Genomic DNA, 12,211 nt, shown 5'->3' on the forward strand with positions numbered 1-12,211 from the left:
TCGCTAGACTCCGTGCCATGACGAGACGAGTGGTCGCCGAGGCCTATGGCGGGCCGGAAGTGCTTGCGCTGCAAGACATAGAGCTTTCCGAGCCCGGTGAAGGGCAGGTGCTCGTCGACGTCCGCGCCGCGGGCACCAACCCGTTCGACTACAAGGTCTACAGCGGGCAGATGGGTGACGATCCAGCCAGGCTGCCGCTTCCGGTCGGCCTGGAGGCGGCGGGCGTCGTCGCCGCGTTGGGATCCGGCGCGGTCGGCTACACCGGGCCACTGACAGTCGGCGACGCCGTCATCGTCACCAACGTCGACGGCACCTACGCCGAGCAGGTGCTCGTGCGGGCCGCTGACCTGGGCCACAAGCCGGATTCGCTGAGCTTCGAGCAGGCGGCGGGGTTGCTGCTGGCGGGGGAGACCGCCTGGCACCTGTTGACCAACACCGGGGTGGGGATGGGCGACACCGTGCTGATTCACGGCGCCAGCGGTGGCGTCGGGCTGATGGCGGTCCAGTTGGCGGTGGCGCGGGGAGCCACTGTCATCGCCACGGCGAGCCCCGCCAGGCACGACCAGCTGCGTGAATACGGTGCCGAGCCAGTCGCCTACGGGGCCGGCCTCGCCGACCGGGTGCGCGCGATCGGTCCCGTCGACGCGGCGCTGGACCTGGTGGGCACCGACGAGGCGCTGGACACCTCGGTGGAACTCGTCGCCGATCGCGGCCGCATCGCCACGATCGCCGGTTTCGCCCGCGCCGGTGAGCTGGGGATCGCCGTGCTGACCGGTGCCGACGGCGGTCAGGCCATCCGCGACGCCGCGCGCCCCGAACTCCTCGCGCTCGCCGCGGCCGGCAAGCTGGAGGTGACCGTCGACCGGGTGTTCCCGCTCGCGGAGGCCGCCGAGGCGCACCGCTACCTGCAGACCGGCCACGCTCGCGGAAAAGTCGTACTGGTCCCCTAGCTTGAGCCGCATGAGGAACAGCGAGAGTCATGTCTGACGAGAAGATGCTGGCGCGCATCGCGGCCCTGTTGCGCCAGGCCGAGAACACCGACAACGCACACGAGGCCGAGGCGTTCATGGCGGCCGCGCAGCGGTTGGCGACCACCACGTCGATCGACCTCGCGGTGGCCAGGGCGCACGCCGCGACGCGCAACCCGGCTCAGGTGCCCGTGCAGCGCACCGTCACCATCGGGGAGGCGGGGTCCAAGGGGCTGCGCACCTACGTGCAGTTGTTCGTGGCGATCGCCCTGGCCAACGACGTGAAGTGCGACGTCGCCTCGAATTCGACGTTCGTCTACGCGTACGGCTTCGGCGAGGACATCGACGCGACGCATGCGCTGTACGCCAGCCTGGTGGTGCAGATGGTGAAGGCGTCCGACGCCTACATCGCGACCGGTGAGCACCGCCCGACGCCGACCATCACCGCCCGGTTGAACTTTCACCTGGCCTTTGGCGCGCGGGTCGGGCAGCGGCTCACCGAGGCGCGCGACGAGGCCAGGCAGGCCGCCACGACCGGACGGGACACCCAGCCGGGTACCGCAATTGCCCTGCGCAACAAGGACGTCGAGCTGAAGAGCTTCTATCGGGAGGCCTCGAAGGCGCGCGGTACGTGGCGCGCGACCAGTGCGTCGGCCGGGTATTCGTCGGCGGCGCGGCGTGCTGGTGACCGGGCCGGCCGGCGCGCTCGGCTGGGACCAAGCACCGAGTTGGCGGGAGCCCGTCGCCCGCTGGAGCGGTAGCCGCCGCGGTGCCCCGCGACGCGCAGCGGTCCAAGGTCTATGCCGCAGAGCAGTTCGTGCGGACGCTGTTCGACCGCGCGAGCGAACGCGGGACCCGGGCGGTGGACTTCTTCGGAGCTCAGCTCACCCTGCCGCCCGAGGCGCGCTTCGGGTCGGTGGAGTCGGTGCGACGCTACGTCGACGACGTGCTGGCCATGGCCGCGGTCCGCGCACGGTGGCCGGCCGCCGGTCCGCTGACGGTGCGGGCCCGCCGCGGGGTCACCGCCGCGCACTACGAGTGCGACGGCAGCGTCGCGACGATGGCCGTGCCGGAACGGCACACCACCTGGGCGCTGCGCGAGCTGGTCGTCCTGCACGAGATCGCCCATCACCTGTGCCATGCCGAACCTCCGCACGGGCCGCAGTTCGTCGCCACCTTCGGCGAGCTGGCCGAGGCGGTGATGGGGCCGGAGGCCGGCCACGTGCTGCGGGTGGTCTACGCCAAGGAGGGCGTCCGGTGAGCGGGGTTACGGTTGACGACGTGAGCGAGCCCGATCCCCGCGCCCTCGACGTCATGTTCGCCGAGCTGCTGCACACCGAGGACGATGCGCTGGTCGCCGCCCGCGAAGCCACCACCGCGGCCGGCATGCCGCCGATCGAGGTGTCGGCCCAGCACGCCAAGCTGCTGTCGCTGCTGGTGAGCGCCACCCGCTCGCGCCGAGTGCTGGAGATCGGCACGCTCGGCGGCTACAGCACGATCGCCCTGGCCCGGGCGGTCGGACCCGACGGAAGGGTGGTCACCCTCGAATACGATCCCCGGCACGCCGAGGTGGCCCGCGCCAACCTGGAGCGCGCCGGCACGAGCGACCGCGTCGAGATCATCGTGGGCGCGGCGCTGGACTCGCTGCCCGGGCTTGCCGATCGCCGCTTCGACTTCTTCTTCGTCGACGCCGACAAGGAGAACAACTCGCACTACGTCGACTGGGCGGTGCGGCTCGCGGCCCCCGGCGCGATGATCGTCGTCGACAACATCGCGCGCGGCGGCCGCGTCCTCGATCCCGCTCCCGAGGACGCGCAGGCCCGCGCGGTGCACGACATGTTCGTGATGATGGGGCAGCATCCGCGGTTGGACACCGCCGCCATCCAGACCGTGGGGACCAAGGGCTGGGACGGCTTCGCGGTCGCGCTGGTGCGGGAGCCCGATGCCTGACGTCGCGTTCCCCGCACCCGCGGGCCCGGTGTCGGGATACCTCTCGGTGCCGGACGGGCCTGGACCCTGGCCGGGCGTGGTGATCGTGCACGACGCCCTCGGGCTGACCACCGACGTCAAGCGCATCGCCGACCGGATGGCCGGCGCCGGATATCTGACGATCGTGCCGGCGCTGTATCACCGTGGCTTCAGGCCGCGGTGCGTCGTGGCCACGCTGCGCGCATTGTCGACGGGTCGCGGCGTAGCCGTCGACGACGTCATCGCGGCGCGTCAGTACCTGGCCGACGACGACCGGTGCACTGGCAAGGTCGGAGCCGTGGGGTTCTGCATGGGCGGCGGTTTCTGCCTGCTGCTGGCCCCGCACGGTGTCTTCGATGCGGTGGCTCCCAATTACGGTGTGCTGAATCATGATTCGGACTACGACCTGCTGGGGCAGGCGTGCCCGGTGGTGGCCAGCTACGGGGCGAGGGACCGGATGCTGCGCGGCGCGGCGGCCAAGGTGGAGGCCATCCTCACCGCGGGCGGCGTGCCGCACGACGTCAAGGAGTATCCCGACGTCGGGCACTCGTTCATGAACGACTTCGGACTGCCGGCACCGCTGCGCAAGATCGAGGACGTCGCCGGCATCGCCTACTCCGCGCTAGAGGCCGAGGACGCGTGGGACCGCATCGTGACGTTCTTCGGTCAACACCTGTCCTGACGGGCCGGGGCGCGTAGCGTCGGCCACGTGCAGCCTCGGGGGAGGACGCTCGGCATCGCTTCCGCGACCGCGGTGGTCGCGCTGTCGTTCGTGGCCACCGTCGCCCTGCGTGGCTACCTGCCGGGGGTCGATCAGGGCTCCCGCGTGGCCGCCGCCGAGGACCCGGTCGCGGTGGCCGCCGTGCTCGGCCTGCTGCTCGCCGCGGTCGGAGTCGTCGTCGTGGCGGTGATCGCCAGGTTGCGCCACCGCGCGCCGGTGGCGCCCAAGCCCGCCGACCGGTCCGCTTGGCTTCGCGGCGACCGCGGCAAGCCGACCTGGCGCGTCGCGCTGGCCGCCTTCGCGCTGATCCTGGGCTGGCTGCTGGTCACGGCTCTGCTGGGCCGGCTCGGCGGAGCTCCCCAAGGCGACGCCCCCGGTGACGCCGGCGCCGTGCCGACCACATCCCGCCCCACCGCCGAACCCGGCCGCACCGCACCGGTCCCGCCCGCCGAACCGGCAGCGGCGTCGAGCCTGCTCGACTACTTCTACGGCGCGACGGCGGTTTTCCTCGTCGTCGTCGTGGCGGGCACGGTGGTCGCCGCCCGGCGCCGCCCCTGGCGGGCCCCCGCGCTGCCCATCGGCCTCGGCGACCCGCTCGCGGCCGGCACGGAGGGATCCGAATCGCTGGCTCGCGCAGCGGAAGTGGGGCTCGCCGAGGTGGGGGATCTCAGTCGCGAACCGCGCCGGGCGATCATCGCCTGCTACGCCGCCATGGAACGCCGGCTCTCCCAGCTGCCGGACGCCGCGCCGCGGGACTTCGACACCGCATCCGAGGTGCTGGCGCGGGCCGTCGAGCACCACGCGTTCTCGGCTGACGGCGCGCGGCAATTGGTGGATCTTTTCGACGAGGCACGATTCAGCCCGCACGTGATGAACGAGGGCCACCGCGACGCGGCGATCGCCATCCTCGAAGAGGTGCTGACGGAGTTGCGGAGCCCCGTGTGAAGAAGCTCGCGATCGTGGCCGTCGTCGTGGTGATCGGTGCCCAGCTGATGGCGCTGCCGCACCCCGACCGCCACGTCGTCGCGTGGATCGGTGCCGCGACGGCCGCGGCCGTGCTGCTGGTAGTGCGCTGGTTCCTGGTGCGCGACGACCGGCCGGTCGGCGACGATTCGCGGGCCCGCGATCCCTCCGAGTCACTGCGGCGGTGGCGGTCCAAGACCGAGATCCTGATAGCCCGCGCCGATACGACGCGCTCGGACTGGGACAAGTACCTGCGTCCGGTGCTGGCCAGACAGTTCGAACTCGCGACGGGGCGGCGAAAGGGCAAGGATCCCAGGGTGTTTCACGCAACGGCGCTGGCACTGTTCGGTGAGCGGCTGTGGCCGTGGGTGGATCCCGACAACGTCTCACCCACCGGTGGCGACGAGCCCGGGCCCGGCCGCGCAGTACTCGACGAGGTGCTGCGCCGATTGGAGATGACGTGACGCTGCCGGCCACCACTACCGCCGAGAACTGCGAGGCCGTGCTCGACGAGATCGCCCGCGTCGTGGTGGGGCGACGGCCGGCGCTGGCGCTCATCCTGACCGCGCTGCTGGCTCGGGGCCACGTGCTGATCGAAGACCTGCCCGGCCTCGGCAAGACGCTGATCGCCCGGTGCTTCGCCGCGGCGCTGGGCCTGGAGTTCAAGCGGGTGCAGTTCACCCCGGACCTGCTGCCCGCCGACCTGCTCGGCTCGACCATCTACGACATGCAGTCCGGGCGTTTCGAATTCCGGCCGGGTCCGATCTTCGGCAACCTGCTACTGGCCGACGAGATCAACCGCACGCCGCCGAAGACGCAGGCCGCACTGCTGGAGGCGATGGCCGAGCGCCAGGTCAGCATCGACGGCGTCACCCACCGGCTGCCCGAGCCGTTCATCGTACTGGCCACCGACAACCCCATCGAATACGAAGGCACCTATCCGCTGCCCGAGGCGCAGCTGGACCGCTTCACCATTCGCCTCGAGCTGCGCTACCTGACCGAGCGGGACGAGGCCTCGATGCTACGGCGCCGGTTGGATCGCGGCTCTGCCGATCCAACCGTCACCCGCATCGTCGACGCCGCCGAGCTGATCGCGATGCGGGAGTCGGTGGAACAGGTCACCGTGCACGACGACGTGTTGCAGTACGTCGTCGCCCTCGCGGTGGCCAGTCGCCAGCATCCGCAGGTGGCGGTCGGCGCCAGCCCGCGCGCCGAGTTGGACCTCGTCCAATTGTCCCGTGCGCGAGCACTTCTCGCGGGCCGCGACTACGTGATCCCCGAGGACGTCAAGGCGCTCGCGGTACCCGCGATGGCCCATCGGATCAGCCTTCGCCCCGAGATGTGGGTGCGCCAGGTGCGCACCGCCGACGTGGTGGAGGAACTGCTGCGCCGGCTCCCGGTGCCCCGGGCCCGCGGCGCGACGTGACCGACGCGCGCACCACCGACGTCGCGGTGCGGTGGCGGGCGTCCCCGCTGTCGCTGGCCCTGGCGACGGGTGCGGCCGCGGCACTCGCGGTGGCCCTGCTCGGATCCCATTGGCAGCTGGTGATATTCGCTGCCCCACTGCTCGGAGCACTGCTGTCGCTGCGTTGGCAGCGGCCGGTGCCGACGGTGCGGGTGCACGCCGAACCCGCCCTGGTGCGCTGCTTCGAGGGCGAACCCGTCCGCGTGACCGTCTGGGCCAGCACCCCGGACGGAACGCCGGTGCACCTGGTGCTCGGTACGGCACCCGGCGCGCTGCTCGAGGCGACCGAGGGGTCCGACGGCCGCTTCGAGGTGGCGCTGTCCGCGCCGCGGTGGGGACGGTATCCGCTGACCGTGCTGACCGACCTCACCGCCCGTGGCGGCCTGCTGCTCGGGCGCAGCGGCACCGAGGGCGTGGAGGTCGCCGAGGTGTTCGTATTCCCCATCGCCCCAGCACGTTCCACCGCCCTGCCGCGCACCGACCTGCTGGACCGGATCGGCACGCACATGACGCGGCACATCGGCCGCGGCGTCGAGTACGGCGGCATCCGCGCCTACGTGCCAGGCGATCAGCTGCGCACGGTGAACTGGCCGGTCAGCGCGCGCCGCGGCAGCCTGCACGTCACCGAGCGACTGAGTGAGCGAGCGGCAGACGTCGTCGTGGTCGTCGACACCAACGACCAACCCCGCGGGCCCGCCACCGAGGCGACCGAGCGGACCGTGCGCGGGGCAGTGCAGGTGGTGCAGAGCGCACTGCGCAACGGCGACCGCGCCGGGGTGGTGGCCCTCGGCGGGCAGCCCCGCTGGTTGGGCGCCGACATCGGTCGCCGCCAGTTCTACCGCGTGCTCGACGCGGTGCTCGGCGCCGGCGACGGGCACGAGACCACCACCGGCACCCTGGTGCCCCGGGCAGCGGTGCCGCCGGGGGCCGTCGTGATCGCCTTCTCCACGCTGCTGGACACCGACTTCGCGCTGGCACTGATCGAGCTGTGCCGCCGGGGCCACGTGGTGGTGGCCGTCGACGTGCTCGACGGTGCCCCGTTCGACGACGTCGACGATCCGCTGCTCGGCCGGATGTGGGCGATGCAGCGCGCGTTCATGTACCGGGACATGCGCACCATCGGCGTCGACGTCGTTTCCTGGCCAAGAGACGTCGGGGCGGACGGAAACCTCGATCAGGTGCTGGGTCTGGTGCCGCGCCGGCGCCGCCGTGCGACGCCGAGGAGGTGAGCCGGTGCGGGCGTTGTCGCTGGCGTTCGGGCTGCTGATGGTGGCGGCGGCCACCATCGGCGGGGACGGGGCCGCCCTGATCGCGGCGGCGGTGGCGCTGCTCGCGGTGCTGGCGGGTCTGGTCCGGCCGGCCAGCGCGACGGTAGCGGTGCTCGCGACCGTCGCGGCGCTGGCTCTGTCGGATCCTGCCCCGGTGGTGGCGGCCCTTGCGGGGCTGGCGGCGACGGTCTACCTGGTGCTGCGCCACGCCCGGGGCGGGGACGCCGCAACCGCCCTTACCGTGCCCACGGTCCTGGGTGCGCTCGGCATGTCGGCGGTCACCGTGCTCGCCGCGGCGCTGCCGCTGCAGTTGCCCTGGGTGCCGCTGATCGCGCCGTTGGCCCTGGTGGGTGTCTACGTCATCGTGCTCGACCGGTACGTCGGCGAGATCGACTGACGCCCCGGCCCGTACGCTGACCCGTCGATGACAGGCGTCAAGTCGGACAGACCCAGCTGGATCGCGCGGTTGCTCGACTTCGCGCGCGACGGCGACGTGTTCCACGCACCGCAACCGCCGGCGGGCCCCAACGGCAGGCTGTTCGGCGGAATGATCGCCGCCCAGGCGCTGGCGGCCGCCGGGTACACCGTCGAACCGGACAAGCGGCCGCAGTCACTGCACCTCTACTTCGTCAGGGGCGGCCAGTACGGTGTCGACGTCGAGCTGAACGTCGTCCGCACCCGTGACGGCCGCTCGTTCGACACCAGGCAGGTCACCGCCGTGCAGAACGGCAAGACCATCCTGGAGATGATCGCGTCGTTTCACCGGCCGGAGCCGGGCGCGGACTGGCATCCGAGCTCACCTGCGGGCATCGCGTTCGACGACGCCATCCCCAAGGTCCCCGACCTGGGGTTCACCGACCGGTTCGACCTACGCACAGCGGCGACCGACGACTCCCCGTTCGTCCTCCCGCCGTTCTGGATCAAGACCAAGCAGCGCATCGAAGACGATCCCCTCGTCCAGGCGTGTGCGCTGACCTTCATGTCGGACATCGGGCCCGTCCCGGTGGCCCGGCCGCCGGGCACGCCGCTGGGCCGCGACGTCGGCTACGCGGCCAGCCTCGATCACGCGGTGTGGTTCCACCGGCCGTACGTCCCGCACGACTGGCATCGCTACGAGGTGACCCCGCTCAACAACGGCGACGCACGCGGTCTCGTCGCGGGATCCGTGTACGACCGGGCCGGCGCCCTGGTGGCGAGCACGACGCAGGAAGCGCTGTGGCGGGTCTGAGACTGGAAGACTGGGTGGCGTGAGCACACCCAGCATGCCGGGCGCACCGGCGGCTCCCCCCAGTTGCTACCGGCATCCCAACCGGGGCACCTACGTCAGCTGCACCCGGTGCCAGCGCCCCATCTGCCCCGAGTGCATGCGGTCCGCGGCGGTCGGGCAGCAGTGCCCCGAGTGCGTCGGCGCGGCCGCGCGGGCCGTCCCCCAGGCCAGGACGGCGTTCGGCGGGAAACCGGCCGACGTCCCGTGGGTCACCTACGTGCTGATCGCCGTCAACGTGCTGATGTTCGTGGCGCAGAAGGCCGTGCCCGGGGTCTACGAGGCCCTGGTGCTGTGGCCGGCCGGCATCGCCGGGCGCGGGGAGTGGTACCGCCTGGCCACGTCGGCGTTCCTGCACGCCGACGTCATGCACATCCTGTTCAACATGTGGGCCCTGTGGGTGGTCGGGCCCGCACTCGAGCGCTGGCTGGGCCGCAGCCGCTACGTCGTGCTGTACGCGTTGAGCGCGCTCGGCGGATCGGTGCTGGTCTACCTGCTCACGCCCATCAACGTGCCGACGCTCGGCGCGTCCGGTGCCATCTTCGGACTCTTCGGCGCGACGTTCGCCCTCGCGCGTCGGCTCAACTTCGACGTGCGCTGGATCGTCGGGCTGATCGTGATCAACCTGGCCATCACGTTCGTGGTGCCGTCGATCAGTTGGCAGGGACACGTCGGCGGCCTGCTGACGGGCGCGGCGATCGGCGCGGTGTACGCCTACGCGCCTCGCGCCAACCGGCTGCTGATCCAGACGGCCTTCGCGGTTGCGTTGGTCGTCGTGTTCGCCGCGCTGGTGTGGTGGCGCACGGCGAGCCTGCTGGCGGGGGTCGGCTAGCTAGGGCGTTCCGCCGCAGCGGTTCTTGATGTCGACCAGCGGCTGCCGGATGCCGGTGATGTCGGCCTTGGTGTCCGGGTGCTGGTTGAGGTAGTCCTTCATCTGCTTGGCGACCTGGTCGCGGGGCAGACCCTCGAGGCTGGTGACGAACCAGTTGTAGTCCGGGTGGGTGAACAGGTACGCCGACGTCGCAGCCGACACCCCGGCGCGCACGCCCTCGAGGTCGGCGGCCGTGCAGTTCGGCGGGTTGAGAGCCGGGTCCTCGTTCGCGAACGCCGACGGCAGGGAGCCCAGAAGCGTGGTGCCGATCAGTCCGCCGGTGAGCAGTGCCCCAGCTGCGAGGCGACGCGCGAGGCGTCCGGTGGATGGGATACCAGAACCTGACATGGACGTGCTCCTTGGTCGTTTGCGATGAGTGTGCCGTCCACGACGGTTCACCGCAGGTTTCACGAGTCAATTCACAGGCTATTGCCGAACGGCTCTCAGTGCGCTCACGTGGCACTCCCATGCGCCGGCGTGTCGGACCGGCCGGCGCGATAACAAGGCGATCACGCCACGCGTGGGCGGCGGGGTGCTCCGCCGCCGCGCTGTTAGCTTCGCCGGGACGGGATCGACGAGAGATGGGATTCGGCCGTGCTGGCGAAGGTTGGTGGAGTTCGACGTGCGTGGACGCGAAGGCTGGCGGTATCGGCGCTCGTCGTCGCGATGCTGCCCGGCCTGCTCGGCACCGCGGGCCTGACGCCCACTGCGGCCGCATATTCACGCGAGGGGCTGCCGGTCGAGCAGCTCGACGTGCCGTCCCCGTCGATGGGCCGAGACATCCGCGTCGAGTTCCAGGGCGGTGGCCCGCACGCCCTGTACCTGCTGGACGGCCTGCGGGCACAGGACGACGCAAGCGGCTGGGACATCAACACCGCGGCCTTCGAGTGGTACTACCAATCCGGGGTGTCGGTGGTGATGCCGGTCGGCGGGCAGTCCAGTTTCTACTCCGACTGGTACCGGCCCGCGGTCGGTAGCGCCGGAACGTCGACCTACAAGTGGGAGACGTTCCTGACCCAGGAACTACCCGCCTACCTGGCCGCGAACAAGGGTGTCGCCCCGACGGGCAACGCCGTCGTCGGCCTCTCGATGTCGGGCGGCGCGGCGCTGAACCTGGCCGCGCACTATCCGACGCAGTTCATCTTCGCCGGCTCGCTCTCGGGCTTCCTCAACCCGTCGCAAGGGCTGTGGCCGACCATGATCGGCTTCGCCATGAAGGACGCCGGCGGCTACAACGCCACCGACATGTGGGGCGTCTCGAGCGACCCGGCGTGGCGACGCAACGACCCGATGGTCAACCTCCCGACATTGGTCGCCAACAACACCGCGATCTGGGTCTACTGCGGCAACGGCCGGACCTCCGACCTGGACGTGCCCGGTGACTTCGGAGTCCAATACAGCGCGCAGTTCCTGGAGAACATCACCATCAACACCAACAAGGAATTCCAGAAGCAGTACCTGGCTCTCGGCGGGCGCAACGCGGTGTTCAACTTCCCCAACGACGGGACGCACAGCTGGGGTTACTGGGGCGCGCAGCTGCAGGCGATGAAGCCCGACGTGCTCCGGGTGCTCGGCGTCGGCGTGGCACCTCCGCCACCACCGGCGCCGCCCGTCGGGTAGAAGTGACGGATGGCCAGCGTCGACGTCTCCGTCTCCTCCCAGCTCCCTCCCGACGAGGCATGGAAGCTGGCGTCCGATCTGGCGCGCTTCGATGAGTGGTTGACGATCTTCGGCGGCTGGCGTGGCCCGGTGCCCGACGTCATCGACACCGGCACCAAGGTGTCGTCGCTGATCAAGGTGAAGGGCTTTCGCAACACCATTCACTGGGAAGTGACGAACTACGACGAGCCGCGACGCATCGAGATGTGCGGCCGAGGCTTCGGCGGGGTGCAGATCTCGCTGCGCACCGACATCACCGACGACCGGCCCGGTACGACGTTCCACCTGGTCGCCGACCTCACCGGGGCGGTGCTCAACGGACCCGTCGGGGCCCTCGTCGCGCGGGTGATCAAGGGCGACGTCAAGCGGTCGGTGGAGAATCTGGCGAGCCTGCAGTGACTCCGATGGCGACCTCGTTGCGCCGCAGGAACGGCAGCGTCCAGGGCGGGTCGTAGAACCACGCGGTCGGCTCACCGGTCTCCCGGTAGCCCCGGGCGCGCAACGCGTCCCTGAGCTCGGCCGTGCGGGTCGCGACGGCCTTGGCATCGCGGTCGCCGGTGAACCGCAGCACCGCCACGGTCTCGGCCGGCACGGTGACCAGCCGCACGCGGTCGTCGTTCGGGGTGGGCAACTCCTCGAGGGTCCACTTGGCCGGCATGAAGAAGCGGATCACCCAGCTGCCGTCGTCACCCGCGCTCTGGGCGACGGGCGCGGTCATCGCGATCTTCGTCCCGGCCGGCCGCTGCTGGGCCACCGGTGCTGTCATCGCGATCTTCGCCTGGCCGCCGTTGTCGCCGAAGATGTATCCGGCCAGCCGCCGGAAGCCCGCGTTGCGGGCCTCCTCCTCGCCGGCGCTCACGGTGGTCTCCGCGGCGATCCGCGGGGCGTACTCGCGGATCTCGACACCGTCGCCCAACTGTTTGACGGTGTGCTGCGGTTCTTCGGTGCCGGCTCGAACGCCGACCACCGACAACGCGGACTCGACGATCTGGCGCGGCAATTTCAGGATCTTGGACGACATGTGATCGGACTCCCTTCAGCTGATGTCCTACTCGGGTGTTCGG

At 71.0% G+C, this 12,211-nt stretch carries 16 protein-coding genes; 14 read left to right on the forward strand and 2 right to left on the reverse strand.

The annotated features are described in order from the left end of the window. The first annotated feature begins 17 nt into the window (after positions 1 to 17). Genes SBI80_RS07510 through SBI80_RS07565 form a run of 12 tightly spaced genes read left to right on the forward strand, consistent with a single transcriptional unit; the run spans position 18 to position 9,449 of the window. Positions 18 to 950: an NADP-dependent oxidoreductase gene (locus SBI80_RS07510; protein WP_318973853.1), complete on the forward strand. Its 933-nt coding sequence runs from the start codon at positions 18 to 20 to the stop codon at positions 948 to 950. Positions 951 to 979: 29 nt separating this feature from the next. Further along, positions 980 to 1,729: a DUF2786 domain-containing protein gene (locus tag SBI80_RS07515; protein WP_318973854.1), complete on the forward strand. Its 750-nt coding sequence runs from the start codon at positions 980 to 982 to the stop codon at positions 1,727 to 1,729. An 8-nt stretch (positions 1,730 to 1,737) separates the two neighbouring features. Beyond that, the gene (locus tag SBI80_RS07520) at positions 1,738 to 2,229 is read left to right on the forward strand and encodes a TIGR04338 family metallohydrolase (protein WP_318973855.1); all 492 of its coding nucleotides are present in this window, start codon (positions 1,738 to 1,740) and stop codon (positions 2,227 to 2,229) included. Positions 2,230 to 2,282: 53 nt separating this feature from the next. After that, entirely contained in the window at positions 2,283 to 2,918 is a 636-nt protein-coding gene (locus SBI80_RS07525; RefSeq protein ID WP_413232688.1) for an O-methyltransferase, read from the forward strand. After that, positions 2,911 to 3,618 carry a dienelactone hydrolase family protein gene (locus tag SBI80_RS07530; protein WP_318973857.1) on the forward strand — a complete coding sequence of 236 codons (708 nt, stop codon included), beginning with the start codon at positions 2,911 to 2,913 and terminating at the stop codon, positions 3,616 to 3,618. The genes SBI80_RS07525 and SBI80_RS07530 overlap by 8 nt, the downstream gene beginning before the upstream one ends. 27 nt (positions 3,619 to 3,645) lie before the next feature. Beyond that, complete coding sequence (locus SBI80_RS07535) at positions 3,646 to 4,602, forward strand: DUF4129 domain-containing protein (RefSeq protein WP_318973858.1); 957 nt, start codon at positions 3,646 to 3,648, stop codon at positions 4,600 to 4,602. Further along, on the forward strand, positions 4,599 to 5,084 hold the full coding sequence (locus tag SBI80_RS07540; protein WP_318973859.1) for a hypothetical protein: 486 nt from the start codon (positions 4,599 to 4,601) through the stop codon (positions 5,082 to 5,084). The genes SBI80_RS07535 and SBI80_RS07540 overlap by 4 nt, the downstream gene beginning before the upstream one ends. Continuing rightward, complete coding sequence (locus SBI80_RS07545; protein WP_318973860.1) at positions 5,081 to 6,046, forward strand: AAA family ATPase; 966 nt, start codon at positions 5,081 to 5,083, stop codon at positions 6,044 to 6,046. Before SBI80_RS07540 ends, SBI80_RS07545 begins: the two co-directional genes overlap by 4 nt. After that, the gene (locus tag SBI80_RS07550) at positions 6,043 to 7,314 is read left to right on the forward strand and encodes a DUF58 domain-containing protein (protein ID WP_318973861.1); all 1,272 of its coding nucleotides are present in this window, start codon (positions 6,043 to 6,045) and stop codon (positions 7,312 to 7,314) included. Before SBI80_RS07545 ends, SBI80_RS07550 begins: the two co-directional genes overlap by 4 nt. A gap of 4 nt (positions 7,315 to 7,318) precedes the next feature. After that, complete coding sequence (locus SBI80_RS07555) at positions 7,319 to 7,750, forward strand: hypothetical protein (RefSeq protein ID WP_318973862.1); 432 nt, start codon at positions 7,319 to 7,321, stop codon at positions 7,748 to 7,750. A gap of 27 nt (positions 7,751 to 7,777) precedes the next feature. Continuing rightward, positions 7,778 to 8,581, forward strand: a complete 804-nt coding sequence (locus tag SBI80_RS07560) for an acyl-CoA thioesterase (protein WP_318973863.1) — start codon at positions 7,778 to 7,780, stop codon at positions 8,579 to 8,581. A 34-nt stretch (positions 8,582 to 8,615) separates the two neighbouring features. Further along, positions 8,616 to 9,449, forward strand: coding sequence for a rhomboid family intramembrane serine protease (locus SBI80_RS07565; protein ID WP_318974360.1), 834 nt, complete (start codon positions 8,616 to 8,618; stop codon positions 9,447 to 9,449). Here the strand turns inward: SBI80_RS07565 and SBI80_RS07570 are convergent, their stop codons facing one another. Continuing rightward, positions 9,450 to 9,836 carry a heme-binding protein gene (locus SBI80_RS07570; protein ID WP_318973864.1) on the reverse strand — a complete coding sequence of 129 codons (387 nt, stop codon included), beginning with the start codon at positions 9,834 to 9,836 and terminating at the stop codon, positions 9,450 to 9,452. 318 nt (positions 9,837 to 10,154) lie between these two features. On the opposite strand from SBI80_RS07570, the gene SBI80_RS07575 reads away from it, so the two are divergent. Together SBI80_RS07575 and SBI80_RS07580 are read left to right on the forward strand one after the other, a co-directional pair. Continuing rightward, positions 10,155 to 11,108 carry an esterase family protein gene (locus SBI80_RS07575; RefSeq protein WP_318974361.1) on the forward strand — a complete coding sequence of 318 codons (954 nt, stop codon included), beginning with the start codon at positions 10,155 to 10,157 and terminating at the stop codon, positions 11,106 to 11,108. Positions 11,109 to 11,117: 9 nt separating this feature from the next. Continuing rightward, positions 11,118 to 11,546 carry a type II toxin-antitoxin system Rv0910 family toxin gene (locus tag SBI80_RS07580; protein WP_318973865.1) on the forward strand — a complete coding sequence of 143 codons (429 nt, stop codon included), beginning with the start codon at positions 11,118 to 11,120 and terminating at the stop codon, positions 11,544 to 11,546. Here SBI80_RS07580 and SBI80_RS07585 read toward each other — a convergent pair. Continuing rightward, positions 11,509 to 12,168 (reverse strand): SOUL family heme-binding protein, encoded by a 660-nt coding sequence (locus SBI80_RS07585; protein ID WP_318973866.1) that lies wholly within the window; start codon positions 12,166 to 12,168, stop codon positions 11,509 to 11,511. The two genes, SBI80_RS07580 and SBI80_RS07585, sit on opposite strands and share 38 nt — an antisense overlap. Positions 12,169 to 12,211 lie beyond the last annotated feature (43 nt).

The sequence above is a fragment of the Mycolicibacterium sichuanense genome (assembly GCF_033741125.1).
GTDB lineage: Bacteria > Actinomycetota > Actinomycetes > Mycobacteriales > Mycobacteriaceae > Mycobacterium.

Bases quoted from the DNA above. Each gene is read 5' to 3' on its own strand.
- SBI80_RS07510 (WP_318973853.1), top strand. From the start codon at position 18: ATGACGAGACGAGTGGTCGCCGAGGCCTATGGCGGGCCGGAAGTGCTT.
- SBI80_RS07515 (WP_318973854.1), top strand. From the start codon at position 980: ATGTCTGACGAGAAGATGCTGGCGCGCATCGCGGCCCTGTTGCGCCAG.
- SBI80_RS07525 (WP_413232688.1), top strand. From the start codon at position 2,283: ATGTTCGCCGAGCTGCTGCACACCGAGGACGATGCGCTGGTCGCCGCC.
- SBI80_RS07530 (WP_318973857.1), top strand. From the start codon at position 2,911: ATGCCTGACGTCGCGTTCCCCGCACCCGCGGGCCCGGTGTCGGGATAC.
- SBI80_RS07560 (WP_318973863.1), top strand. From the start codon at position 7,778: ATGACAGGCGTCAAGTCGGACAGACCCAGCTGGATCGCGCGGTTGCTC.
- SBI80_RS07565 (WP_318974360.1), top strand. From the start codon at position 8,616: ATGCCGGGCGCACCGGCGGCTCCCCCCAGTTGCTACCGGCATCCCAAC.
- SBI80_RS07570 (WP_318973864.1), bottom strand. From the start codon at position 9,836: ATGTCAGGTTCTGGTATCCCATCCACCGGACGCCTCGCGCGTCGCCTC.
- SBI80_RS07575 (WP_318974361.1), top strand. From the start codon at position 10,155: ATGCTGCCCGGCCTGCTCGGCACCGCGGGCCTGACGCCCACTGCGGCC.
- SBI80_RS07580 (WP_318973865.1), top strand. From the start codon at position 11,118: ATGGCCAGCGTCGACGTCTCCGTCTCCTCCCAGCTCCCTCCCGACGAG.
- SBI80_RS07585 (WP_318973866.1), bottom strand. From the start codon at position 12,168: ATGTCGTCCAAGATCCTGAAATTGCCGCGCCAGATCGTCGAGTCCGCG.